This window comes from Sphingomonas echinoides ATCC 14820 (genome assembly GCF_000241465.1).
GTDB lineage: Bacteria > Pseudomonadota > Alphaproteobacteria > Sphingomonadales > Sphingomonadaceae > Sphingomonas > Sphingomonas echinoides.
In genome coordinates this window covers 2,388,834-2,412,195 of sequence record NZ_JH584235.1, presented here as the reverse complement: position 1 = coordinate 2,412,195, position 23,362 = coordinate 2,388,834, and the positions used below count along the sequence as shown (strand labels likewise).

The following is a 23,362-nucleotide window of genomic DNA, read 5'->3' as shown; positions in this document are numbered from 1 at the left end:
GTTAGCGCGTGACGGGCGAAACGAGGACGGCACCCGCGACGGCGCGGCGCAGCGCGACGGTCATCCGCCCGATCCGGCACGCGATCGGCCCGTTGCCGAGGCTGGCGCGGTGCAGCACCTCGACGCCGACGCCTTCATCGAAACCCAGTTCGCGCAAGCGCCGCGCTTCGGGGGTCGACAAATGTGCCCAATCGATCGCGGACACCGTCGCGCATTGCCGCTGCGGCAGCGACTCGAGGCTGAGCAATGGAAGCGACGACGCAGTCTTCACCGGGTTGGACATATCCATGATGCGACTGATTATCAATGACGCGAGCGCAATGCCAGCTTTAAATGCGAATCACTCTCAAACTGCGGGGTAGCGCAGTCGCCCGATGAAGCGCGACAGGCTCGGGCGCAATTCGGTGCGGCCGAGCAGCTTCGCCTTGGCTTTCTCGAACTGCATGATCCCCGCGATCCGCCGCGCGAGAAAGGCGCGGGTGTCGGCATAGCCATCGCTTTCGTCGTCGAGGAACACCGTGACGGTCGCCGCATACACCGCCGCCAGCATCGCCCGCTTGGTATAGTGGTTATAGTCGGTCGCCACATCCCCGGCGGCGCGCCACATCACGTCGGCGGCGTGCCAGCCAAGCTTCACCCCGCGCGCGGCGTTCTGTGGCAAAGCGAGCAGCGCGAGCGCGCGCCGCAGCGCCTCGCGGTCAGGCGCGGTTTCGGCGAGGCGCGCCTCGACCAGCGCGGTGATTTTGTCGCGAATCTTCATCGTTGCGAGCCGCTCGGCCGGCAGGCTCTGCACCATCGCATGGTCGATATGGGCGAACCATGCCTCCACCATGTCGACCGCACCACCGGGAAAGGCGAGTCGCGCAACATCGCGGTCGACTTCGGCACTGTCGGCCGCGAGATCGCGCGCGTCGTCGCCCCACCCGTCAAACCCGGCATTGGCGGCGATCAGCGGGGCGAGGGCTGCGCGGATTTCATCGAGCGTTGCATCGGCCAGCGGCGTGGGGGCGATCGAGTCTGTCATGCCGTTTATCTAGGCGCGCGCGCGGCGGCTGACCAGCACCAGCGCAATCGCGACCAGCAGCGTACCTATCCCATCGGCCCAACCGAGCTGTTCGTGATAGACGATCCAGCCAATCAGCGTGCCGACCATCGGCTGCACGAGCAGGGCAAGCCCGACCGTCAATGGCGGCAAACGCCCGAGTCCATAGATCATCAACCCCTGGCCGACGATCTGGCTCACCAGCGCAAGGCCGATCAGCGGTGCCCAATCGGTTGGCAGCAGTTTCTCGCCGAGCAGCAGCGCAAAGCACAGCAAGGGCACGATGCTCGCCGCCGTCGACAGCGCCAGCGCCGGGAGCGGGGCGAGCACCGCGCGCACGCGGGCCATGAGGATGAAATAGGCCGTATAGAGCAACCCGGCGAGAAGGCAGAGCAGGTCGCCGACGAGATGCTGCGGGTCGAGCTGATAGGACCGCCCCAACAGCAGCCCCGCGCCAATCGCGGCGAGGGCCAAGGCAAGGCCCTGCAGGCGCGTTGGCCATGCCCGCATGATAACGAAGCCATAGAGTGGGAACATCAGCGTCGCGACATTGCCGAGCAAGGTCGCATTGGCGAGCGTGGTGCGCAGGATGCCGAGGTGCCAGCTCGCCAGATCGGCGGCAAAGCACAGGCCGCCCAGCGCGATCATCCACCACAGGCCGGGCGAAAGGCGGCGCGGCGTGGTACCCACGGCTCGCCAACGCGGTGACAAGGCCGCCCCGACGAGCAATGGCGCGGCGAGGGTGATCCGCCAGAAGGCGGACGCGACCGGGCCGGTATCGGACAAACGCACGAACCACGGCCCGAATGCCAGCGCCGCATTGGCGACAATCACCGCAAGAAGCGCGAGCGTGCTGGCGGATATTGCAGGCGTAACAGTTATTCTTTTGCGCTGGGTGTCGTGCATGCGGCCCTGTAGCCCCCTATTTATGGTGCGTCACAGCAAAAGGACTTGTCCGCAATGCCCAGCCTCTTCGACCCGATCCAGCTCGGTACGATCCATGCCCCCAACCGGATCCTGATGGCACCGCTCACGCGCGGGCGCGCCACGCGCGATGCCGTGCCCACCGACATCATGGTCGATTATTATACCCAGCGCGCGAGCGCCGGGCTGATCATCACCGAAGCAACCGGCATCAGCCGCGAAGGTCTGGGCTGGCCGTTTGCACCGGGCCTGTGGACCGACGAACAGGTCGAGCATTGGAAAGCCGTCACCGATTCAGTCCATGCGAGCGGCGGCCATATCGTCGTGCAATTGTGGCATATGGGGCGGCAGGTGCATTCGTCGGTCACCGGCGTGGCACCGGTTTCGTCCTCCGCCACGCGCACTGCGGGCCAGGCGCATACCTATGAAGGCAAGAAGGATTTCGAAGTCGCGCGCCCGCTCGAACTCGCCGAAATCCCGCGCCTGCTGGCCGATTACGAACATGCCACGAAGAACGCGCTCCGCGCTGGCTTCGATGGGGTGCAGATCCACGGCGCGAACGGCTATCTGATCGACCAGTTCCTGCGCGACAACGCCAATTTCCGCGATGACATTTATGGCGGCAGCATCGAAAACCGCATCCGTCTGATGCGCGAAGTGACCGAGCGCGTTGCCTCTGTCGCGGGGGCCGAGCGCACCTCGATCCGCCTGTCGCCCAATGGCGATTCGCAAGGGGTGGATGACAGCAATCCGGTAGCCTTGTTCACTGCGGCGGCGAAGGCGCTCGACGAGATCGGCATCGCCTTCCTCGAACTGCGCGAACCCGGCCCCGACGGCACCTTCGGCCGCACCGACGTGCCCAAGGTCAGCCCGGCGATCCGCCAGGTCTTCTCCAAACCCCTGGTGCTGAACTCGGATTATCGCAGCGTGGCGCAAGCCCAGGCGGCGATCGATTCGGGGGTGGCGGATGCCATCGCCTTCGGTCGCCCATTCATCAGCAATCCCGACCTGCCCGAACGCCTGCGCACGGGCGCGCCGCTGGCTGAGGGCAATCCCGCGACGTGGTATAGCCAGGGCGCGGAAGGCTATAGCGACTATCCCGCGCTGGAAACGGCGACGGCGTAACGCCGATCCTCCCCGCGCCGGGGAGGATCAGCCAAGCGGGACAAAGCGTAGTGGCAGGCCATCCTTCGGTCGTGGGATCGGCCAGGCCTGCCACTGCGCCCCCGCGCCCTCGTCGAGTTCGATGCGGTAGCGGCTGAGCAATTGCGCCACCAGAATGCGGATCTGCATTGTCGCGAAATGCAGCCCCAGGCACATATGCGCGCCGCCGCCAAAGGGCACCCACGCATATTTGTGCCGCGCCCGCACCGCTTCCGGCGTGAAACGCAGCGGATCGAAGCGTTGCGGATCCGGCCACAGCTCGGGCATGGTGTGGGTATAGGCGACGCTCACGCTAACCGTGGTGCCGGCTGGAATATGATAGCCGCCGAAATCGAACGGCTTGATCGAGCGTCGCGGCAGTGAGGGCACTGGCGGGATCAGCCGCAGCGCTTCCTTGAACGCCATGTCGGTCAATTCGAGCCGGTCGAGTTGGCTATACGGCAGCGCACCCTCCGCATTCATCCCGAGGTCGGCGATCTCGGCGCGCAGTTTCTCCTGCCAGTCGGGATTGCGCCCCAGCAGCATGATCAGGCTGGTCGCCGAGGAGGTGATGGTGTCGTGCGCCGCCATCATCAGGAAGTTCATATGATCGGCAATCGCATCGGCGGGCAGCGGCTGGCCGTCATCGCCGGTCGCGCGGCAGAATTGCGAGAAGAAATCCTGGCCCTCGCCAGCCCGCCGCGCCGGGATTTCGCGCGCGAACAGGTCGATCAGATAGGCGCGCGCGCGCACGCCTTTGCGCATTTGCGATCCCGGTAGCGGAATGCGGATCGGCGTGATCGACGCTTGCACTTCATCGACAAAGGCCTGGTTGATCCGCGTCGCCTCGGGCCCGAGCGGCATACCGAGAAAGCTCTCCGCCGCCAGATCGAGCGTCAGTTCCTTGATCGCGTCATAGAAGCGAACGGGTTTGTTGCCCCAGGTCGCGACGGCACGCGAAATCCCGGCATTCAGCGTCTCGGCATAATGGCGCATCGGCTCGGGCTTGAACGCCACCGCCATCACCTTGCGGTCGGCGCGGTGCTTTTCGAAATCCATCAGCATCAGCCCGCGCGGGAACAGCAGATTGAGCAACGGGCCCCAGCCTTGTTCGGACGAAAACACGCGATCGCGGTCGAACAGCACCAGTTCGTTGGCATCGGGACCGACGAGCGTCACGGTCGGCCCGCCAAAGGCATTGTTGCGGAACACCGGGCCGTACGTGTCGATCATCCGTTTGCCGAAGGCGACGGGATCGCGGAGCATGCGGAAGGTATTGCCGATGAAAGGCAGCCCGTCCTCGCCGGGAATGGCATGGATCGCGGACTGCTTTTGGCGGGGCAGCCAATGGGGGTTCGCCTGAAAGGTGTGCGCATAGGCCATCGATCACTCTCCCGCTTATTGACACCAGTATAAGTAAGCGGCGGGATGGTGGGAAGGCCCCACCTTTACCACACTTCCCCGGCGAAGGCCGGGGAAGCGCTTAAGGAATGAACAAATACCGGACCCGCTGCGCCGCTCAGCCGAAGCGGTGCTTCAGCGCCAGCATCGCCAGCGCTGCCTTGGCGGCTGCACCGCCCTTGTCGAGCTGCGCGCGGTCGGCGCGGACGATCGCCTGCGCTTCATCTTCGGTGGTCAGAATGCCGTTGCCGATCGGCAGCCCGTCCATCGACAGCGCCATCAGTCCGCGTGCGCTTTCGCCCGCGACGATCTCGAAATGATAGGTCTCGCCGCGAATGACGACGCCCAGCGCGACGAACGCATCATAGGCCCCGCTCTCCGACGCCAGCGCGACGGCGGCGGGAATCTCCAGCGCGCCCGGCACGGTGATCGTCTCGTGCTTATGGCCCGCTTCCTCGATTGCGGCGCGCGCGCCGTCGAGCAGCATGTCGTTGAGATGGTCGTAGAAGCGGGCTTCGACGATGAGAATCTTTGCCACGATCAATCCTTGGGAATGCCAGAATGCGAAATTGCGCCGCCTTGATAGCGCGGGTCGTCGCTGATGTCGCGGACTGCCCAACTGGGTGAGGGCAAGGCCGTTAATCCCGCATCGTCGCTCCATTCAATCTCGGCGAGTTCCAGCGGTGCCAACGCGCCGAGGAATTGATCGAGTCCGAACGTGATTCCTTGATCCATCACCTCATAGCGCCGCTTGATGAGGACGGCAGCAGGCAGCGTCTCCAGCAGCGCATACTCGTCCTGGGTCAGGTACGTGGTCACAATCGGTCGCGCGAGCGGATCGCTGCATTCGTATTTCTTGGTGAGCTTCAAAGCCTGCTCGCCGCTGGCGCTTGCCGTCATTCGCCGCAAACGCATCCGTGTGTTGGCGATGTAGCGGTCCTCAATCAGAACGTACGGCAGCGCCGACAGGTCGGGTCGTATCGCGGGATCGACCAGCCAGCGCCGCTCGCGTTCGATATGCGCATATTTGGGATCGCGTGCCTCGTCGATCCCGGTGCGCATTATTCGCCTCCAGTACCGGGAATCGCGCGCTCGTCGACAATCGACAGGCCATAGCCTTCGAGGCCGACCAGCGCATGATGGGTGTTGGTCAGCAGCACCATTTCTTCAACGCCCAATTCGGCCAGAATCTGCGCGCCAACGCCGTAATCGCGCAGTTCCTCGACCTCGGGCGCGCCCGCGCCCTTGCCCTCGCCGCGCAGCTTGATGAAGCGCGTGACCGAATCCTTCATCGGGCGGTTGATCACGACGATGACGCCGGCCCCTTCCTCGGCGATCACTTCCATCGAGCGCGAGAGCAGGCCCGAGCGTTCGGACACCTCGCCGAACATGTCGACGAAATAGGAGGCTGTGTGCATCCGCACCAAGGTCGGCTTGGCCGGGTCGATCTTGCCCTTGACCAAAGCGATCGTCTCGTCGCCGGTCGCCTTGTTGTGGAAGGTCATCGCCTTCCACTGGCCACCCCATTTCGACTCGAACGCCATTTCGGCGCGCTTCTCGACGAGATGGTCGTGACGGCGGCGATAGGCGATCAAGTCGCGGATCGTGCCGATCTTGAGATTGTGGAATTGCGCGAAGGTGACGAGATCGTCGAGGCGGCTCATCGTGCCGTCCTCGTTCATGATCTCGCAGATCACGCCCGACGGGTTGAGCCCGGCCAGGCGTGCGACGTCGACTGCCGCCTCGGTATGGCCGGCGCGCACCAGCACGCCGCCATCGCGCGCGACCAGCGGGAAGATGTGACCGGGCGTGACGATCTCGTCCTTGCCTTTGGACGAATCGATCGCAACCGAGATGGTGCGGGCGCGGTCGGCAGCGGAAATGCCGGTGGTGACCCCATCGCGCGCCTCGATCGAGGTGGTGAAGGCGGTTTCGTGCCGCGTGCCATTGTGGCGGCTCATCAGCCCAAGGCCCAGCTCATCGACGCGCCGCTTGGTCATGGCGAGGCAGATCAGCCCGCGACCATATTTGGCCATGAAGTTGATCTTCTCGGGCGTCGCCATTTGTGCCGGGATGACCAGATCGCCCTCATTCTCGCGGTCTTCGTCATCGACCAAGATGAACATGCGGCCATTGCGGGCCTCGTCGATCAACTCCTCGGGGCTGGACAGGAACCCATGGCGCAGACGCGCGACTTCAGGCTGTGGCACGATAATGCTCCATGCGTTTCAAATAGCGGGCGAGGACGTCGATCTCGATATTGACGGCGGCACCGGGTTGCAGATCGCCCAGCGTGGTCATCGCCTGGGTGTGCGGAATGATGTTGAGCGAAAAATGCGAGGTGGCACCGTGATCGGCGACGGCATTGACCGTCAGCGACACGCCATCGACGGTGATCGACCCCTTTTGCGCGACGAAGGGCGCAAGATCGGCGGGCACCGCAATGTCGATTTTCCACGAGTCGCCTTCGGGATGAACGCCGACCACGGTGCCGATGCCATCGACATGGCCGGTCACGATATGTCCGCCCAGTTCCTCGCCGAGCTTCAGCGCGCGTTCGAGGTTGAGGCGGCGTCCGGCGGTCCATTGCTCGGGCGGCGTGCGCGAGACGGTTTCGCCCGAGACGTCGGCGGCGAACCAGCCGGGCTCGCCTGCGCCCGATTTGTCGACGACGGTGAGGCACACGCCCGAACAGGCGATCGACGCGCCGAGATCGACGCCTGCCATATCATAGTCCGTCCGCACGAAGATGCGCCGGTCGCCGCGCGCCTCGACCCGGTCGATCGTGCCGATATCGGTGATGATGCCGGTGAACATCGCGCTATCCTCTTTCGCCTGGTGCAGGCTCCCTTACGCGCTCGTAAACCTCGAGCCGGTCGCTGCCAAGGCTCCGCGAATCGATCAGGCACCAGCGGCCATGCGCGTCGGCGAGATCGGTGAGGCCAATGTCGGGCAGCGTGCGTCCGCCGCCGATCAGGATCGGGGCGCGATACAGCAACAGCCGATCGACCAGGTCGGCGGAGAGAAAGGCGGCGGCGGCCGCCGGGCCACCTTCGACCAGCACATGATCGACCGAATCGAGCGTTGCAATGTCGGCGGGTGCAGCGAGGCGCGTCCAGCCATCGGCTTCGGTGCGCGACAGGAGCAGGCGTCGCGGGCTGCGCGCCTCCAGGCCGGCGAGTCGAACGTCGAGGGTCGGAGCATCTGCCTCAAATGTGCCGCGTCCAACCACAATCGCTTCGTGGCGCGCGCGTTCCAGGTGCGCGTGCGCGCGGGCTTCTGGACCGGTGATCCAGACGCTTTGCCCCGACGCCAGCGCCATCGCGCCGTCGAGCGACAGCGCGAGTTTGAGCGTGACCTGCGGGCGTGCGAGCAGGCGTCGAGCGAGAAATCCCGCCATCGCCCGGCGCGCTTCGTCGGCGCGCACGCCGACCTCGACCGTGATTCCGGCGTCGCGCAGCCGCGCGATACCCGCGCCGTTGGTGCGCATATCGGGGTCCCCCAACGCCACCACCACCCGCGCCACGCCCGCCAGTTGCAGCAGATCGCTGCACGCGGGGCCGCGCGGCGAGACATGCGCGCAGGGTTCCAGCGTGACAGAGACCGACGCGCCGCGCGCCTTTTCACCGGCCTCAGCCAGCGCCATCGCCTCGGCATGGGGGCGTCCGCCGGGCTGGGTCCAGCCGCGCCCGACGACGCGGCCGTCGGACACGATCACGCAGCCGACATTGGGGTTGGGGGCGGTGCGCCCGCGCCCGCGGTCGCCGAGTGCGAGCGCGGCCCCCATCCAACGATGGTCGTCGATCATGCTCAGAGCCCGTAAGCCTTGAGGCCGTCATTCACTTTCTTGAACTGCGCGCGCCGTTCGGCCTGCAGCCGCTTTAGCTCATTTTCGCGCTTGGTCTGTTCGATGCCGTCGATCTTCTGCTGCGCGACGATTTCGGCATCGGTGCGGTCGAGCCGCCATTGCTGCACATAGATGATGTCGCGGTGATAGGGTTTGGGCGGGATCCGCGATTCATAAATCACGCCGACCACCATCACATAGGTCAGCGCCAGCGCGACGCCCATGAAGCCGAGCTGATGCCGCTGCCGCGTGACGATGTAATAACGCAGATCGCGCCAGGCACGCAGCGGGGAGAAATAGCGCAGAAAGTTCATGGAAAGGGAGATAGGCGCGGCGGGGCACCGATGCCACCCCCGCCGCACCGTAACCACGGTCTGCTAGTCGCCATCGAGTTCAAAGCGCACCGCCATCGTCCGCCATGCCTCGACCGGCACGCCGTCGCGCGTGCCCGGCGTGAAGCGCCATTTGGTCAGTGCCTGCTTGCGCGTTGCCTCGAAAAAGGCGGTGCTGGCGGCGCTGAGTTGCCGCACCTCCTTCACGCGCCCGTCCGTCCCGATCAGCACAAGCACGACGACTCGGCCCGTGTGGCCAGCCAGGCGTTCGTCGCTCGGGTAAGCGGGTTGAAACAGGGTCGCGTAGCGCGAATCGAGCTGGGGCGCGACGATCGTCGGAAGGTGTGGCGGGGTGCCGGTGTGAACCTCGCCAGCGCCGCTGCCGACCTCCACCTCGATCTTGGAGGGAGGAGCGATCGGCAAGGCGGCGGCGGTGAGGTCGGTCGTGGATTGCTGTTTGGAACTGTCAACGGTTTCCGGCGGCGGGTTGGTCGGGATTGGGTCCTTCAGATGCGGCGCGGGCTGGGTCTTTTCCGGCGGTGGCGGATCGGTCGGGATGGGGATGTTGATGGTCGTCAGCGGCGGATCGACCAGACGGGTGACGAGACTGGGGGCGGTCAGCGAAAGCCCGAACAGCAGCACCCCGCTCGCGCCGAGCGCGAAACCGACACCCCCGGGGCTGAGGCCTTGGCGGCTGGAATAACGATCTGCGTACATCGTTTCTCTCCCACTATGGCGTCCGGTCGCACGCCGGACAGGAGAGAATGTTACATCATAACATTTACGACGCAAGAGACATTATATCAGATCGTGGAAAGCCGCGCTGCCGCACGATCGCGACCGATCAACGGCAGCAGCGCCTTCATGTCGGGGCCGTGGTCGCGTCCGGTCAGCGCGCGGCGCAGCGGCAGGAACAGCGCCTTGCCGCTGCGTCCGGTCTCGCCCTTCAACGCGGCGGTCAGCGCGTGCCACGGATCGGCACCCCACGGCATTGCGGCCATATGGCGCGCGGCGGCGGCGAGGAAATCGGCATCGGCGGGGTCGCGCACCGCGTCGATCGGCCCTTCGATCACCTTCCACCAGTCCGCTGCCTCGGCAACGGTCGAGAGGTTCGGTCGCACCGCTTCCCATTCCGCCGCGCCCATGCCCGCTGGCAGCCGCTCAGCCACGCTGGCGAAATCGAGCTGGTGGACGATTTTGGCATTGAGCCCGGCCAGTTCCGCCTCGTCGAAGCGCGCAGGCGCGCGGCCGAATTTGGCGAAATCGAAGGTTGCGACCAGCGCGGCGGTGTCGACCAATGGTTCGACCGGCAGGCTCGTCCCGATTCGCGCGAGCAACGCGCGCACGGCGGCGGGCTCGATCCCGACCTCGCGGAAATGCTCGACACCGAGCGAGCCAAGCCGCTTCGACAATTTGCCCTCGGAGCCGACCAGCAACGCTTCATGCGCGAAGGCAGGGGCGGCGACGCCCATCGCCGCGAACATCTGCAATTGCAGCGCGGTGTTGGAGACATGGTCCTCGCCGCGCACGACATGGGTGATGCCCATCTCGGCATCGTCGATCGCCGAGGGGAGCATATACAGCCACGATCCATCGGCGCGGCGGATCACCGGGTCGCTCATCGTTGCCGCATCGAATTTCTGGGGCCCGCGAATCAAATCGTCCCAGACGATCGGCGTGTCATGATCGAGCTTGAAGCGCCAATGCGGGGCGATGCCGTCGGCCTCCACTCTGGCGCGGTCGGCATCCGACAAAGCCAGCGCTGCGCGATCATAGATCGGCGGCAAGCCGCGCCCGGCGGCGATCTTGCGCTTGAGATCGAGTTCCTGCGCGGTTTCATACGCCGGATAGACCCGGCCCGCCGCGCGCAACGCGGCAAAGCGTGCCTCATAGAGCGCGAACCGCGCCGACTGGCGTTCTTCGCCGTGCGCGGTGAGGCCAAGCCAGGCGAGATCGGCGCGGATCGCGTCGACGAAGCGTTCCTCGCTGCGTTCGGCATCGGTATCGTCGATGCGCAGCCAGAATTCCCCGCCTTGCGCTTGCGCCCACACCCAATTGTGGAGCGCGGTGCGGATATTGCCGACATGCAGCATACCGGTGGGCGAGGGGGCGAAACGGGTGCGAATGGTCATGGATTTGCTCTAGGCAGCGCTGGTTCGTGCGGCAATGCCCCTTTACCGCGCGCAAAGCCCGCGCCTAAAGGACGCTTTGCCAAGAGCGCGCGCAGCCAGACGCGGGGCATGGGGACGACAGGGAGTTTCGAACGCCATGAAATTGATGACCGGCAATTCGAACTTGCCCCTCGCGCGCGATATCGCGTCCTATCTCGAACTGCCGTTGACCGACGCCTTGGTCCGCCGCTTTGCCGATGAAGAGATTTTCGTGGAAATCCGCGAGAATGTGCGCGGCGAGGATGTGTTCGTGCTGCAATCGACCGGCTATCCGGCGAACGACAATCTGATGGAATTGCTGATCTGCATCGATGCGCTGAAACGCGCCTCGGCCAAGCGCATCACCGCCGTCATCCCCTATTTCGGCTATGCCCGGCAGGACCGCAAGCCGGGGCCGCGCACCCCGATTTCGGCCAAGCTCGTCGCCAATCTCATCACCGTCGCGGGCGCTGACCGTGTGCTCTCGGTCGATCTGCACGCCGGGCAGATCCAGGGCTTTTTCGATATCCCGACCGACAATCTGTTCGCCGCGCCGGTGATGTCGGCGGATATTCTCACGCGCTATGGCAAGCGCAATCTGATGGTGGTTTCGCCTGACGTCGGCGGCGTGGTGCGCGCGCGCGCGCTGGCCAAGCGACTCGACAATGCGCCCCTCGCGATCGTCGACAAGCGACGCGAGCGCGCGGGCGAATCCGAGGTGATGAACATCATCGGTGAGGTCGAGGGCCGTTTCTGCATTCTGATCGACGATATCGTCGATTCGGGCGGCACGCTGTGCAACGCCGCCGCTGCGCTCAAGCAAGCGGGGGCCGAGGGCGTCGCTGCTTATATCACGCACGGCGTGCTGTCGGGTGGTGCGGTGGCGCGCGTCGAAAGCTCGGCGCTCGAGGAACTGGTGATCACCGATTCGCTCGGCAGCCATGACATTGTCGCCGCCGCCAAGAAGATCCGCCATCTGACGATCGCCCCGCTGCTCGCCGAGGCGATCCGCCGCATCGCCGATGAAAGCTCTGTGTCGTCGCTGTTTGACTGAGGGCGCGGGAGCTCAGGCCAGCGCGTCGCAGATCAGCTTCACTCCGACCAGCACCATCAGCGCATAGATGGCGGTGTAAAAGCGTGCGGGCGACACGCGGCGCACCAGCCAGACACCGGCAAAGGTTGACGCTATCGCGACCGGCAGCAGCAGCGCCGCCACGCCCAACGTGTCGCGGTTGAACTGGCCGAGCGCCCAATAGGCCGGCACGTTGATCCAATTGACCGCGGCAAAGAAGATCGCGGTGGTACCGACCAGCACATCGCGTGGCAGGCGGCGCGGCAGCACATAGATTTGAAAGGGCGGTTGTCCGGCATGGGCAACCTGGCTGGTAAAGCCTGAGGCAATGCCCAGCAGCGTACCGACCCAACCCGGCGCATGGGCCCCGACCGCGACTGCGCCGCGCCGGTCGGCCCATAGCCGGTACAGACCGAACACCACCGAGATCGCCCCGACCAGCGCGAGCACTGCCGTAGTTGGAACCTGCGCGGCAAACAGATAGCCGAGCGCGATCCCGATCGCGGCACCCGGCAGCATCCAGCCCAATATACCCGCATCCCAATCGCGCCGGAACGCCCATACGCCAACCACGTCCTGCACGATCAGGATCGGCAGCAGGATCGCAGCCGCGCGTACCGGTGAGATCGCCATCGCCAGCAGCGGCAGCGACAGCGCGCCAAGCCCGACAAAGCCACCCTTGGACAGGCCGAGCAGCAACACCGCTGGAATCGCCAGCGCGTAGAAGAAAGCGCTCTCGTTCAAGGGGAAACGGGGGTTGCCTGCTGTGTTGCGGCGCGCACGCCGGCATGGCCGCGGCGTTTGAGTTCGGCCTTCAGCGCTTCAGGGCTTGGTGCGACCAGAAAGCCGAAGCTGACGGTCCCGCCCTTGGTTTCCACCACATGGTGCAGCCGGTGCGCCTGAATGATGCGCTTCATATAGGCCGATTTCGGCAGATAGCGGTGGTTGAAGCGCTTGTGGACGATCACATCGTGAAAGCCGAGATAGATGGCGCCATAGGCTGCAATCCCGGCGCCGACCCAGATCGTCCAGTCGCCCCAGCCCCATTGCACGCCGCCGAGCAACAGCGTGATCGAGGGTGCTGCGAAGATCACGAAATACAGATCATTCAGCTCCCAATGGCCGGTGCGCGGGCGGTGGTGGCTTTTATGCAGGAACCAGCCCGGCCCATGCATCAGCCAGCGGTGCGCGCCGTAAGCGAACCCCTCCATTCCGGCGACGGTGGCGATGAACAGCAGCGGGCCGATGATCCAGGACATGGACATGATATAGCGAGCCGCACACGCAATGGCGAGCGATGCGCGTGCCTACGGGGTGGATTCGCGCGGGCGGCTGTGCTTAAGGCCACTCTATCCCCGATCTTCGAAAGGCACGCAGCCCATGAACATCCATGAATATCAGGCCAAGGAAGTCCTCGCGAAATTCGGCGTGCCGGTGCCCGCGGGTTTCGCTGCGCTGACCGTAGAAGAGGCTGTCGCCGCCGCCGCCAAGCTTCCTGGGCCGCTCTACGTGGTCAAGGCGCAGATTCACGCCGGTGGCCGCGGCAAGGGCAAGTTCAAGGAACTCGGGCCTGATGCCAAGGGCGGTGTCCGCCTCGCCAAGACGCTCGACGAGGTGCGCGCTGCGGCAACCGACATGCTCGGCAACACGCTCGTGACCGTGCAGACCGGCGAACATGGCAAGCAGGTCAACCGCCTGTACATCACCGACGGTGTCGACATCGCCAAAGAATTCTACCTGGCATTGCTCGTCAACCGCGCCACCGGTCGCGTGTCGATGGTCGCCTCGACCGAAGGCGGCATGGACATCGAGACCGTCGCGCATGAGACGCCCGAGAAGATCCACGCGATCGACATTGATTGCGCAACCGGCTTCCAGCCGCATCATGGCCGCGCCGTGGCCGCCGCGCTCGAACTGAAGGGCGATCTCGCCAAGCAGGCCGCCAGCGTCGCGTCCAAGCTGTATGACGCCTTCCTCGGCACCGATGCCGAGCAGATCGAAATCAACCCGCTCGCCGTCACCGACGACAACAAGCTCGTTGTGCTCGACGCCAAGGTCGGCTTCGACGGCAATGCGATGTTCCGCCACAAGGATCTGCTCGAACTGCGCGACGAGACCGAGGAAGATCCGGCTGAGCTCGAAGCCTCCAAGTATGACCTGGCCTATATCAAGCTCGACGGCGACATTGGCTGCATGGTCAACGGCGCAGGCCTCGCGATGGCGACGATGGACATCATCAAGCTCAACGGCATGTTCCCGGCCAACTTCCTCGACGTTGGCGGCGGCGCCAATAAGGAGAAGGTGACGGCTGCGTTCAAGATCATCCTCAGCGATCCGAACGTGAAGGGCATTCTGGTCAACATCTTCGGCGGCATCATGCGCTGCGACATCATCGCCGAGGGGATCGTCGCGGCGGCCAAGGAAGTGAACCTGTCGGTGCCGCTGGTGGTTCGTCTCGAAGGTACCAACGTTCAGTTGGGCAAGGACATCCTGGCCAATTCCGGCCTGGCGATTGTGCCTGCCAACGATCTGGGCGATGCCGCCAAGAAGATCGTCGCTGAGGTGAAAAAGGCTGCGTGAGCGATAGCGGCTCCAGCGATGGCGGCTGCCGATGCGGAGAAATCCGTTTCAAGGTGTTTGGCGACCCGCTGATCACTATGGCCTGCCATTGCCGGGGCTGCCAGCGAATGACTGCCAGCGCTTATTCGGTCAGCGCCTTCTACCCGGCCGACCGTTTCGAAGTGTTGGCGGGCGAGCCGGTGGCGGGGGCGCTGCGGGGACCGCAGCGTCACCTCTATTGCCCGTCCTGCTTGAGCTGGGTGTTCACACGCCCCGAGGGCATGGACGATTTCGTAAATGTCCGATCGACGTTGCTCGACTCGCCCCCAAGTGATGCGCCGTTCATCGAGACGGTGACCGCAGAAGCCCTGCCCTGGGCGCGGATTGGCGCTGCACATGCATTTGAGGGGTTTCCACCCCGAGAGCAGTTCCCGGCCCTCATTGGAGAATTCATCGCGGCGCGCGCCAATGCAACATCGGTGTGATCGATTGCTTGATCTTTTCGCGCGACATCGCCACATCTGCATTGGATTGACGTAAACGTAAAGAACCGTTCGGAGAGCGTGCAATGAAGGTGCTGGTCCCGGTCAAGCGCGTGCTTGACTATAATGTGAAGCCCCGCGTGAAGGCGGACGGGACGGGGGTCGACCTCGCCAACGTCAAGATGAGCATGAACCCGTTCGACGAAATCGCCGTCGAAGAGGCGATCCGCCTGAAGGAAAAAGCGGGCGTTACCGAGATCGTCGTCGTGTCGATCGGCGAGCAGAAGGCGCAGGAAACGCTGCGCACCGCGCTCGCCATGGGCGCCGACCGCGCGATCCTGATCGTGTCCGAAGACAAGGTCGAGCCGCTCGGCGTCGCCAAATTGCTTGCCAAGATCGTCGAGGAGGAACAGCCCGACCTCGTCATCCTCGGCAAGCAGGCGATTGATGACGACAACAACCAGACCGGCCAGATGCTCGCCGGGCTGCTCGGTCGCGGCCAGGCGACCTTCGCGTCTAAGGTCGAGCTGTCGCCCGGCACCGTCGTGGTGACGCGCGAAGTCGATGGTGGTGCCGAGACCGAATCGCTGCCGCTGCCCGCGATCATCACGGTCGATCTGCGCCTCAACGAGCCGCGTTACGCCTCGCTTCCCAACATCATGAAGGCCAAATCCAAGCCGCTCGCGCAGAAAACCCCGGCCGATTACGGCGTCGATGTCAGCCCGCGCCTGACCACGCTCAAGGTGGTGGAGCCGCCCAAGCGTTCGGCGGGGATCAAGGTCGCCGATGTCGATGAACTGGTGGCCAAGCTCAAGGCAATGGGAGTCGCAAAGTGAAGACGCTCGTTTGGGTCGAACATGATGGCGCATCCGTGAAGGACGCCACCCTCTCCACCGTCACCGCCGCTGCCAAGCTGGGTGAAGTCCATCTGCTCGTCGCCGGCCAGGGCGTCGGCGCAGTGGCCGAGGCCGCCGCGAAGATCGCGGGCGTCGGCAAGGTGCATGTCGCGGACGATGCGGCCTATGCCCATGCGCTGGCTGAAAACGTCGCGCCTTTGGTCGCCAAGCTGATGGAAACGCATGACGCGTTCCTCGTGCCCGCTACCACCAACGGCAAGAACATTGCGCCGCGCGTCGCCGCCTTGCTCGACGTGATGCAGATTTCGGACATCCTCTCGGTCGAGAGCGAAGATACCTTCACGCGCCCGATCTATGCCGGCAACGCCATCGCCACGGTGCAAACCCGCGATGCCAAGAAGGTCATTTCGGTGCGCGGCACTGCCTTTGAAAAGGCCGCGACCGAAGGCGGCACGGGCACGATCGAAGCGGTTGCCTCGACCGGCGATGCGGGTGTGTCGACCTATGTCGGTTCGGAAATCGCCAAGTCGGAGCGGCCCGAGCTGACCTCGGCCAAGATCATCGTTTCCGGCGGGCGGGCGCTCGGGTCGAGCGAGCAATTCCATGCCGTGATCGATCCGCTTGCCGACAAGCTCGGCGCGGGCGTCGGCGCCAGCCGCGCTGCCGTCGATGCGGGCTATGCGCCCAACGATTATCAGGTCGGCCAGACCGGCAAGATCGTCGCCCCGGAAGTCTATGTCGCGGTCGGCATTTCGGGGGCGATCCAGCATCTGGCGGGGATGAAGGACAGCAAGACCATCATCGCCATCAACAAGGACGAAGATGCGCCGATCTTCCAGGTCGCCGATCTCGGCCTGGTAGGCGATCTGTTCAAGATCGTGCCGGAGCTGACCGAAAAGCTCTGATTGTCCGCATGTCGAAACAAAGACGGGCGCTCCACACGGAGCGCCCGTCTTCGTTTGGAGGGATCAGGCGGCCTTCGTGCGTGGCGCGATGTAGCGCAGCACAATATAGCCTGCGATCGCCGACAGGATCGATCCGCCGAGCACGCCGATCTTGACCGAATCCTGCACCTGCGCGTCGCCCGGAAAAGCCAGGCCGCCGATGAACAGGCTCATCGTGAAACCGATTCCGGCGAGCAGGCCGACTCCGTAAAGCTGCATCCAGCGCATCCCCTTGGGGCGCTTGGCGATCCCGAGACGCTCGGCGATGGCCACACCGCCGACGATCCCGGCTTGCTTGCCGAGGAACAGACCTCCCGCAATGCCCAGCACCAGCGGATCGCCCAGCGTTGCGGCGGATACGCCCAGCAGCGACACCCCCGCATTGGCAAAGGCGAACAGCGGCACGATGCCGAACGCCACCCACGGCGACAGCGCATGTTCGAGCCGGTGGAGCGGCGAATGCGCGGCATCGGGCGCGCCGGGTGAGGTGGCGACCGGGATCAGCGCGGCGGTGATCACGCCCGCGACGGTGGCGTGCACGCCCGACAGCAGCACCAGCCACCACAGGCCGACAAAGCCGAGCAGATAGGGCCACAAGGCCACCACCCCGCGCCGGTTGAGCGTGAACAGGATCAGCACCGTACCCGCCGCGCCCGCCAGCGCGATCCAGTCGATACCGTGGCTATAGACAAGCGCGATGATCGCCACCGCGCCGCAATCGTCGACGATCGCCACGGTGGTGAGGAACAGCTTCAGCGCCGGGCTGACGCGCTTGCCGAGCAGCGCCAGCACGCCAATCGCAAAGGCGATGTCGGTGGCCGCCGGAATCGCCCAGCCGGGGCTAAGCGCAGGGGCACCGCCGGTAATGGCGAGAAACACCAAGGCCGGCATCGCCATCCCCGCGCCCGCCGCGATGATCGGCAAGCGCCGCCGCGCGGGGCTCGCCAATTGCCCGTCGACCAGCTCGCGTTTGATCTCGAGGCCAACCAGCAGGAAGAACACCGCCATCAGGCCGTCATTGATCCACAAATGCACTGTCATCGGCCCGATGGCAGGAGCGAGTACCGGCCCCGTCTCATGGTGCAGGAAGGCGAAATACGCGTGCGCGAGCTCCGAATTGGCGAAGATCAGCGCGAACGCCGCCGCCGCCATCAACACCATGCCGCCTGCCGCTTCCTGGGCGAGGAAGGTGCGGAGCGCCGAACGGATGTTCCGCGCTACGCGGCGCGATGTGCTGGAATTGGTCATGCCGCAGCCTAGCGGCACGGGGCGCTGCGGGGAACCGAAACCGGAGCCGTTCGGGGGTTTTACCCCGCCGCGCGGGCAAAGGCGGCGGCGTCGGCGACTTGGGCGTCGCTGGGGGTGACGCCGGTATAGAGCACGAACTGGTCGAGCGCCTGCAAGGTCGCGATTTCGGTGCCGGTGATGATCCGCTTGCCGGCCATTTGCGCGGCGCGCAGCAGCCGTGTTTCCGGCGGATATTGCACCACGTCGATGACGATTTGGCTCGCCGCGATCATCGCCTCGGGAAAGGCGAGCGCGTCGGCGTCGCCGCCCGCCATGCCGATCGGCGTGACGTTGATCAGCAACGGCGCACCCGCCGCGCCAAGATCGGCCTGCCAGCGAAAGCCGTAGCGCGTCGCCAACGCCTGTCCCTGCTCGGCGTTGCGCGCGACGATCGTGCCGTCGCGAAACCCGCTATTGCAGAGTGCCGCGACCACCGCCTTGGCCATGCCGCCCGATCCGCGCAGCACGAACGGCGTCGCGGGGTCGATATCGGCGATCAGCCGCACCACCGCCGCATAATCGGTATTGTGCCCGGTCAGCGTGCCCTCATCGTTGACGATGGTATTGACGCTGTCGATCGCGGCGGCGGAGGGGGCGATTCCGTCGAGCAGCGGGATCACCGCTTCCTTGAACGGCATCGAGATCGCGCACCCGCGAATGGCGAGCGCGCGAATGCCGCGCACCGCGCCCTCCAGATCGCGCGTCGAAAACGCCTTGTAGACGAAATCGAGCCCGAGCAGCTCATAGAGCCGGTTGTGGAAGCGCGTCCCGAAATTGCCCGGGCGTGCCGATAGCGACATGCACAGCCGCGTCTCGCGCCCGATCAGCGGTTTGGTGGGCATGGGCGGCGTCCTCCTCAGTCCGCCAGCGCTTCCGCGATCAGCGTGCGGGTGTTGTCGATGCCGTACAGCGCGATGAAGCTGCCCATGCGCGGGCCTTGGGCGGAGCCGAGCAGCGTTTCGTACAGCGCCCCGAACCACGCCCGCAGCGGATCGAACCCGCCTTCATTGCCGATCGCATAGACGATGTTCTGCAAATCGACCGCCGAGGCATCGGCGGGCGCGGCGGCGAGCTCGCGATCGAGCCGTTCGAGCGCGGCCACCTCGATCCCCTCCGGCTTGCGGCGCTGGAGCGTCGGCGCGACGTAATCGCGGTTATAGGCGAGCGCATGATCAACGAGTCTTGTTAACTCGTCTTCTACGTAAGACATACCCTTTGAAACGACGAGCCTATCTCTAGAAATGGCTTCTTCCAAAGATTCTCCAAAGTACTTTCCTAGGTAATTTAGTACCTGCTGTCGGGTAGCATGCGGGCCAAGCACACCGACCAAATTCAAAAGCAAACCGAAGGTCACAGGCGGTTGTCCGGCAGGCACATCCCCAGCGTGAATGTGATGGACTGGATTTCCCAATTTTTGCTCGACAGGCTGATTCCACCAACTTTCGCGGAACTGGAAATAGTCGTCCACCGCGCGCGGAATGACGCCGATGTGCAGCTGCTTGGCCTTTTTCGGCTCGCGATAGGCGAAGAAGGCCAGGCTTTCCTGCGTGCCGTAATCGAGCCACTGCTCCAGCGTCAGGCCATTGCCCTTGGACTTGGAGATCTTCTCGCCCTTTTCGTCGAGGAACATCTCGTAGATCAGCCCCTCGGGCGGGCGACCGCCGAGCACGCGCGCGATCTTGCCCGACTGCACGCCGCTGTCGATCAGGTCCTTGCCGTACATCTCATAATCGACGCCAAGCGCGACCCAGCGCATCGCCCAATCGACCTTCCATTGCAGCTTGGCCTGCCCCCCCAGCACCGATTGCACCAGCACTTCGCCATCGCTGTCGGTGAAGCGGATCGTGCCCTCTTCGACATTCACGACCTCGACCGGGACTTGCAGCACGATCCCGGTCTTGGGGCTGATCGGCAGGATCGGCGAATAGGTCGCGGCGCGCTCCTTGCGCAGCGTCGGCAGCATCACGCCCATGATCGCCTGATAGTGGCGCAGCACGCCCTTCAGCGCATCGTCAAACACGCCCGCTTCATATTGCGAGGCGGAGGAGATGAATTCGTATTCGAAGCCGAAGCGATCGAGGAAGTCGCGCAGCATGGCGTTGTTGTGGGCGGCGAAGCTTTCGAACTTCTCGAACGGATCGGGAATGCGGCTGAGCGGCTTGCCGAGGTTTTCGGTCAGCATCGCCTGGTTGGGCACGTTGTCGGGGACCTTGCGCAGGCCATCCATATCGTCGCTGAACTCGATCAACCGCGTCGGCGCATCGGTCAGCGTCTGGAAGGCGTGACGCACCATCGTCGTGCGCAGCACTTCGTTGAACGTGCCGATATGCGGCAGACCCGACGGGCCATAGCCGGTCTCGAAGATGATCGGTGCGCCACCCGGCTTGCCCTCGGGATAGCGTTTCAGCAGTTTGCGCGCTTCCTCATACGGCCAGGCTTTGGAATCGAGGGCGGCGGTGCGGAAAACGTCGGTCATAAGCGGGGGCGTAGCGCATGGGTGCGGCGCGGCACAACCTCCATCGGGCGGTATGTGCCGCAAGGGGCGGTTGAAGGTTGCCCTTTCGTTCCGGCTCGCGCACTGTCGGCGCGATGTCGCCGCTCCCCGATCTTGCGCTGCCCTATCCGGCGCTGCACGCCAGCCATAGCGGTATCTGGATTTCGGATCAGGACGGCACGCGACCGATCGGGCGGGGGGAGGCGATCCGGATTGCCGCCGATACGCCGGTGATCCTGCTCAATGCCGCCTTGGTCGGGCAGCGGCTGGGCTATGCGGATCTGTCGGGGCTCGATCTGCTCGAACTGTTCGCCTTTCTGTGCCCGGCGCGCTTCATGGTGCCGACGCCGCGCGGGCTTGCGCGCGTGACCGGGCTGACGCCGCCCGCGGCCGATGCGGAAGTCGCGACCTTCCTGCGCGCAGCCGCCGGGGCATTGCTCGGCATGATCGAGGGCGAGTGGCCCGAACGCGAGGGCGCGTGGACGGCGGCGCAGTCGCTGTTTCGGCTGCGCTGGACCTGGGCACCGGTGCTGACCCAGCGTTTGAAAAAGCCCCAGACGGCCGAACGCTGGCTGTTCACCAAGCTCGGCGAATGGTCGGAGGGCGCGCCGCGCGCGCAGCCGCGCACCGTCACGCTGGAAGCGGACGAAACGCAGGCGCGGCTCGCCCGCTTGACCGGCAGCACCGCCGAGCAACGGCCAGGTCAGCGGGCTTATGCGCAGGCGGCGCGCGAGGCGTTTGGGCCGCGCATGGCGGCGGGGATGCCCAATATGGTGCTTGCCGAAGCCGGCACCGGCATCGGCAAGACGCTCGGTTATCTCGCGCCCGCTTCGCTCTGGGCCGAGAAGGCCGATGGCGCGGTGTGGGTGTCGACCTTCACCAAGGCGCTGCAGCGGCAATTGGGGCATGAAAGCGCGCGGCTCTTTCCCGATGCGACAACCCGCCGGGCGAAGGTGGTGACGCGCAAGGGCCGCGAGAATTACCTGTGCCTGTTGAACCTGGAGGATGCGCTGCAAGGCGGTTTCGCCGGGCGGGCCGCGATCCTCGCGCACCTGGTCGCGCGCTGGGCCGCTTATAGCGCGGACGGCGATATGGTCGGCGGGGATCTGCCGGGCTGGTTACCCACGCTGTTCCGCCGCAACGGCGCGACCGCGCTCACCGACCGGCGCGGCGAGTGCGTCTATGCCGGTTGTCCGCATTACCGCAAATGCTTCATCGAAAAGGCAGCGCGCGCGAGTGCCGATGCCGATCTGGTCATCGCCAACCATGCGCTGGTGATGGTCAATGCCGCGCGCGGGCGCGAATCGAATACGCGCCCGACGCGCTATGTGTTCGACGAGGGGCATCATCTGTTCGATGCCGCCGACGCGATGTTCTCGACCGCGCTGACCGGTGCCGAGACGATCGAGCTCAGGCGTTGGGTGCTCGGCCCCGAATCGGGCGGGCGCGGGCGGCGGCGCGGGCTCGCGGCGCGGCTGTCCGATGTGGCGAGCTATGACGAGGGCGGCGCGCGCGCGATCGCCGATGCAGTGAACGCGGCGCAGGCGCTGGCGAGCGATGGCTGGTTGCAGCGCCTAGGCGAAGGTGCGCCGTTCGGGCCGATCGAGGCGCTGCTGGCGGCGGTGCGCGGGCTCACCTATGCCCGCGCCGAATCGGGGCGCGATCCGGGCGGCGATGCCGGTTATGGCCTGGAGACCGAGCTGGCCGAGCCCGATCCCGGCTTGATCGAGGCGGCTGGCCCGGCGGCGGAAGCGCTGGATGCGTTGGTGCGCCCGCTGGTGGCGCTTGGGCGGCGACTCGAGGCGGTGCTCGACGAAGCACCCGACTGGATGGATGGCCCGGCGCGCGCGCGCATCGAAGGGGCGATCGCCTCGCTTGGCTGGCGCGCCGAGACGGTGGCGGCGTGGCTGTCGCTGCTCGCGCGGATTGGCGGCCCCGCCTCGCCCGATTTCGTCGACTGGATGGCGGTCGATCGCGTCGAGGGGCGCGATTATGATGTCGGGCTGCACCGCCACTGGCTCGATCCGACGCGGCCCTTTGCCGAAACCGTGCTGAAACCCGCGCATGGCGTGCTGGTAACCTCGGCGACGTTGCGCGGCGGCGGCGATTGGGATGTGGCCGAGGCGCGCACCGGGGCGACGCATCTGCTGCGCGGCGCAAGCCGGTTCGAGGCGGCGTCGCCGTTCGATTATGCGAGCCAAGCCGAAGTGCTGATCGTCACCGATGTGAAGCGCGGCGACATGGGCGCGCTCGCCAATGCTTATGCGCGGCTCGGCGTGGCGAGCGGCGGCGGAATGCTCGGGCTGTTCACCGCGATCCGGCGGTTGCGCGGCGTCCATGCGCGCATCGCCGACCGGCTCGCCCGCGAGGGATTGCCGCTCTACGCCCAGCATGTCGATCCGATCGATACCGGTACATTGGTCGATATTTTTCGGGATGATCCGGCGGCCTCGTTGCTTGGCACCGATGCGCTGCGGGACGGTGTCGATGTGCCGGGCCGGTCGCTACGGATGGTGGTGATGGAGGGGGTGCCCTGGCCCAAGCCGACCGTGCTGCACGCCGCGCGGCGTCTGGCAGGCGGCGGCAGCGGCTATGATGACCGCATCGTGCGGGCACGGCTGGCGCAGGCGTTCGGACGCTTGATTCGCCGCGCCGACGATCACGGCGTGTTCATCTTGCTCTCGGCAGCAATGCCCTCGCGACTGCTGACGGCCTTCCCGCCGGGCGTGACGATCACCCGCGTTACGCTCGATGAAGCGGTGGCGCGTGCAGCAGCGCTTCCCTCCGCCGCGCAAACGGGGCATGAGGCGCGCGAAACCGCCTGACGG

General features: G+C 65.5%; 24 protein-coding genes. 7 read left to right on the top strand and 17 right to left on the bottom strand.

Annotated features, from left to right (window positions below):
* Position 1: 1 nt before the first annotated feature.
* Genes ON00_RS11290 through ON00_RS11280 form a run of 3 tightly spaced genes read right to left on the bottom strand, consistent with a single transcriptional unit; the run spans position 2 to position 1,948 of the window.
* Positions 2–289, bottom strand: coding sequence for a FeoA family protein (locus ON00_RS11290; protein ID WP_010405864.1), 288 nt, complete (start codon positions 287–289; stop codon positions 2–4).
* 57 nt (positions 290–346) lie between these two features.
* Positions 347–1,024, bottom strand: a complete 678-nt coding sequence (locus ON00_RS11285) for a COQ9 family protein (RefSeq protein ID WP_010405863.1) — start codon at positions 1,022–1,024, stop codon at positions 347–349.
* A 9-nt stretch (positions 1,025–1,033) separates the two neighbouring features.
* Positions 1,034–1,948, bottom strand: coding sequence for a DMT family transporter (locus ON00_RS11280; RefSeq protein ID WP_029622728.1), 915 nt, complete (start codon positions 1,946–1,948; stop codon positions 1,034–1,036).
* Positions 1,949–2,002: 54 nt separating this feature from the next.
* Between ON00_RS11280 and ON00_RS11275 the strand changes: the two genes are divergently transcribed.
* Positions 2,003–3,091, top strand: coding sequence for an alkene reductase (locus tag ON00_RS11275; RefSeq protein WP_010405861.1), 1,089 nt, complete (start codon positions 2,003–2,005; stop codon positions 3,089–3,091).
* Positions 3,092–3,118: 27 nt separating this feature from the next.
* Here the strand turns inward: ON00_RS11275 and ON00_RS11270 are convergent, their stop codons facing one another.
* From ON00_RS11270 to ON00_RS11230, 9 genes are all read right to left on the bottom strand, one after another.
* Positions 3,119–4,492 carry a cytochrome P450 gene (locus ON00_RS11270; RefSeq protein ID WP_010405860.1) on the bottom strand — a complete coding sequence of 458 codons (1,374 nt, stop codon included), beginning with the start codon at positions 4,490–4,492 and terminating at the stop codon, positions 3,119–3,121.
* A 136-nt stretch (positions 4,493–4,628) separates the two neighbouring features.
* Positions 4,629–5,048, bottom strand: coding sequence for a 6,7-dimethyl-8-ribityllumazine synthase (gene ribH / locus ON00_RS11265; protein WP_010405859.1), 420 nt, complete (start codon positions 5,046–5,048; stop codon positions 4,629–4,631).
* Between the two features lie 2 nt (positions 5,049–5,050).
* Positions 5,051–5,572: a CYTH domain-containing protein gene (locus tag ON00_RS11260; protein WP_010405858.1), complete on the bottom strand. Its 522-nt coding sequence runs from the start codon at positions 5,570–5,572 to the stop codon at positions 5,051–5,053.
* Positions 5,572–6,720: a 3,4-dihydroxy-2-butanone-4-phosphate synthase gene (ribB, locus tag ON00_RS11255; RefSeq protein WP_010405857.1), complete on the bottom strand. Its 1,149-nt coding sequence runs from the start codon at positions 6,718–6,720 to the stop codon at positions 5,572–5,574. The genes ON00_RS11260 and ribB overlap by 1 nt, the downstream gene beginning before the upstream one ends.
* Positions 6,707–7,327: a riboflavin synthase gene (locus ON00_RS11250; protein ID WP_010405856.1), complete on the bottom strand. Its 621-nt coding sequence runs from the start codon at positions 7,325–7,327 to the stop codon at positions 6,707–6,709. Before ON00_RS11250 ends, ribB begins: the two co-directional genes overlap by 14 nt.
* 4 nt (positions 7,328–7,331) lie before the next feature.
* Complete coding sequence (ribD, locus tag ON00_RS11245) at positions 7,332–8,318, bottom strand: bifunctional diaminohydroxyphosphoribosylaminopyrimidine deaminase/5-amino-6-(5-phosphoribosylamino)uracil reductase RibD (protein ID WP_010405854.1); 987 nt, start codon at positions 8,316–8,318, stop codon at positions 7,332–7,334.
* 2 nt (positions 8,319–8,320) lie between these two features.
* Complete coding sequence (locus ON00_RS11240) at positions 8,321–8,671, bottom strand: hypothetical protein (RefSeq protein ID WP_010405853.1); 351 nt, start codon at positions 8,669–8,671, stop codon at positions 8,321–8,323.
* Between the two features lie 63 nt (positions 8,672–8,734).
* The gene (locus tag ON00_RS11235; RefSeq protein WP_010405852.1) at positions 8,735–9,406 is read right to left on the bottom strand and encodes an energy transducer TonB; all 672 of its coding nucleotides are present in this window, start codon (positions 9,404–9,406) and stop codon (positions 8,735–8,737) included.
* An 86-nt stretch (positions 9,407–9,492) separates the two neighbouring features.
* Positions 9,493–10,821 (bottom strand): glutamate--tRNA ligase, encoded by a 1,329-nt coding sequence (locus tag ON00_RS11230; protein ID WP_010405851.1) that lies wholly within the window; start codon positions 10,819–10,821, stop codon positions 9,493–9,495.
* A gap of 136 nt (positions 10,822–10,957) precedes the next feature.
* On the opposite strand from ON00_RS11230, the gene ON00_RS11225 reads away from it, so the two are divergent.
* Positions 10,958–11,893 (top strand): ribose-phosphate pyrophosphokinase, encoded by a 936-nt coding sequence (locus ON00_RS11225; RefSeq protein WP_010405850.1) that lies wholly within the window; start codon positions 10,958–10,960, stop codon positions 11,891–11,893.
* A 12-nt stretch (positions 11,894–11,905) separates the two neighbouring features.
* Here the strand turns inward: ON00_RS11225 and ON00_RS11220 are convergent, their stop codons facing one another.
* On the bottom strand, positions 11,906–12,655 hold the full coding sequence (locus ON00_RS11220) for a sulfite exporter TauE/SafE family protein (RefSeq protein ID WP_010405849.1): 750 nt from the start codon (positions 12,653–12,655) through the stop codon (positions 11,906–11,908).
* Positions 12,652–13,170, bottom strand: a complete 519-nt coding sequence (locus ON00_RS11215) for a sterol desaturase family protein (protein WP_029622725.1) — start codon at positions 13,168–13,170, stop codon at positions 12,652–12,654. Before ON00_RS11215 ends, ON00_RS11220 begins: the two co-directional genes overlap by 4 nt.
* 121 nt (positions 13,171–13,291) lie before the next feature.
* Between ON00_RS11215 and sucC the strand changes: the two genes are divergently transcribed.
* The 4 genes from sucC to ON00_RS11195 all read left to right on the top strand — a co-directional run bounded on the left by sucC (position 13,292) and on the right by ON00_RS11195 (position 16,714).
* Positions 13,292–14,491 (top strand): ADP-forming succinate--CoA ligase subunit beta, encoded by a 1,200-nt coding sequence (sucC, locus tag ON00_RS11210; protein WP_010405847.1) that lies wholly within the window; start codon positions 13,292–13,294, stop codon positions 14,489–14,491.
* On the top strand, positions 14,488–14,955 hold the full coding sequence (locus tag ON00_RS11205) for a GFA family protein (RefSeq protein WP_010405845.1): 468 nt from the start codon (positions 14,488–14,490) through the stop codon (positions 14,953–14,955). The genes sucC and ON00_RS11205 overlap by 4 nt, the downstream gene beginning before the upstream one ends.
* Before the next feature lie 83 nt (positions 14,956–15,038).
* Complete coding sequence (locus tag ON00_RS11200) at positions 15,039–15,788, top strand: electron transfer flavoprotein subunit beta/FixA family protein (RefSeq protein WP_010405844.1); 750 nt, start codon at positions 15,039–15,041, stop codon at positions 15,786–15,788.
* Positions 15,785–16,714 (top strand): electron transfer flavoprotein subunit alpha/FixB family protein, encoded by a 930-nt coding sequence (locus ON00_RS11195; RefSeq protein ID WP_010405843.1) that lies wholly within the window; start codon positions 15,785–15,787, stop codon positions 16,712–16,714. The genes ON00_RS11200 and ON00_RS11195 overlap by 4 nt, the downstream gene beginning before the upstream one ends.
* A 63-nt stretch (positions 16,715–16,777) precedes the next feature.
* Here the strand turns inward: ON00_RS11195 and nhaA are convergent, their stop codons facing one another.
* From nhaA to ON00_RS11180, 3 genes are read right to left on the bottom strand one after another with little or no spacing between them, the layout of a single operon-like run.
* The gene (gene nhaA / locus ON00_RS11190) at positions 16,778–18,001 is read right to left on the bottom strand and encodes a Na+/H+ antiporter NhaA (RefSeq protein WP_010405841.1); all 1,224 of its coding nucleotides are present in this window, start codon (positions 17,999–18,001) and stop codon (positions 16,778–16,780) included.
* A gap of 59 nt (positions 18,002–18,060) precedes the next feature.
* Positions 18,061–18,882, bottom strand: coding sequence for a shikimate 5-dehydrogenase (locus tag ON00_RS11185; RefSeq protein ID WP_010405839.1), 822 nt, complete (start codon positions 18,880–18,882; stop codon positions 18,061–18,063).
* A gap of 14 nt (positions 18,883–18,896) precedes the next feature.
* Positions 18,897–20,516, bottom strand: a complete 1,620-nt coding sequence (locus tag ON00_RS11180; protein ID WP_010405837.1) for a lysine--tRNA ligase — start codon at positions 20,514–20,516, stop codon at positions 18,897–18,899.
* 113 nt (positions 20,517–20,629) lie between these two features.
* Here ON00_RS11180 and ON00_RS11175 point away from each other — a divergent pair, with 113 nt between their 5' ends.
* Positions 20,630–23,359, top strand: coding sequence for an ATP-dependent DNA helicase (locus tag ON00_RS11175; RefSeq protein WP_029622723.1), 2,730 nt, complete (start codon positions 20,630–20,632; stop codon positions 23,357–23,359).
* The last annotated feature ends 3 nt before the right edge of the window (positions 23,360–23,362 follow it).

What these genes read in the sequence shown, in the direction of transcription:
- ON00_RS11180 (WP_010405837.1), bottom strand. Translation starts at nt 20,516, where the DNA reads ATGACCGACGTTTTCCGCACCGCCGCCCTCGATTCCAAAGCCTGGCCG.
- sucC (WP_010405847.1), top strand. Translation starts at nt 13,292, where the DNA reads ATGAACATCCATGAATATCAGGCCAAGGAAGTCCTCGCGAAATTCGGC.
- ON00_RS11275 (WP_010405861.1), top strand. Translation starts at nt 2,003, where the DNA reads ATGCCCAGCCTCTTCGACCCGATCCAGCTCGGTACGATCCATGCCCCC.
- ON00_RS11270 (WP_010405860.1), bottom strand. Translation starts at nt 4,492, where the DNA reads ATGGCCTATGCGCACACCTTTCAGGCGAACCCCCATTGGCTGCCCCGC.
- ON00_RS11200 (WP_010405844.1), top strand. Translation starts at nt 15,039, where the DNA reads ATGAAGGTGCTGGTCCCGGTCAAGCGCGTGCTTGACTATAATGTGAAG.
- ON00_RS11280 (WP_029622728.1), bottom strand. Translation starts at nt 1,948, where the DNA reads ATGCACGACACCCAGCGCAAAAGAATAACTGTTACGCCTGCAATATCC.
- ON00_RS11215 (WP_029622725.1), bottom strand. Translation starts at nt 13,170, where the DNA reads ATGTCCTGGATCATCGGCCCGCTGCTGTTCATCGCCACCGTCGCCGGA.
- ON00_RS11225 (WP_010405850.1), top strand. Translation starts at nt 10,958, where the DNA reads ATGAAATTGATGACCGGCAATTCGAACTTGCCCCTCGCGCGCGATATC.
- ribD (WP_010405854.1), bottom strand. Translation starts at nt 8,318, where the DNA reads ATGATCGACGACCATCGTTGGATGGGGGCCGCGCTCGCACTCGGCGAC.
- ON00_RS11250 (WP_010405856.1), bottom strand. Translation starts at nt 7,327, where the DNA reads ATGTTCACCGGCATCATCACCGATATCGGCACGATCGACCGGGTCGAG.
- ON00_RS11235 (WP_010405852.1), bottom strand. Translation starts at nt 9,406, where the DNA reads ATGTACGCAGATCGTTATTCCAGCCGCCAAGGCCTCAGCCCCGGGGGT.
- ON00_RS11260 (WP_010405858.1), bottom strand. Translation starts at nt 5,572, where the DNA reads ATGCGCACCGGGATCGACGAGGCACGCGATCCCAAATATGCGCATATC.
- ON00_RS11240 (WP_010405853.1), bottom strand. Translation starts at nt 8,671, where the DNA reads ATGAACTTTCTGCGCTATTTCTCCCCGCTGCGTGCCTGGCGCGATCTG.
- ON00_RS11290 (WP_010405864.1), bottom strand. Translation starts at nt 289, where the DNA reads ATGGATATGTCCAACCCGGTGAAGACTGCGTCGTCGCTTCCATTGCTC.
- ON00_RS11230 (WP_010405851.1), bottom strand. Translation starts at nt 10,821, where the DNA reads ATGACCATTCGCACCCGTTTCGCCCCCTCGCCCACCGGTATGCTGCAT.
- ON00_RS11175 (WP_029622723.1), top strand. Translation starts at nt 20,630, where the DNA reads ATGTCGCCGCTCCCCGATCTTGCGCTGCCCTATCCGGCGCTGCACGCC.
- nhaA (WP_010405841.1), bottom strand. Translation starts at nt 18,001, where the DNA reads ATGACCAATTCCAGCACATCGCGCCGCGTAGCGCGGAACATCCGTTCG.
- ON00_RS11185 (WP_010405839.1), bottom strand. Translation starts at nt 18,882, where the DNA reads ATGCCCACCAAACCGCTGATCGGGCGCGAGACGCGGCTGTGCATGTCG.
- ON00_RS11285 (WP_010405863.1), bottom strand. Translation starts at nt 1,024, where the DNA reads ATGACAGACTCGATCGCCCCCACGCCGCTGGCCGATGCAACGCTCGAT.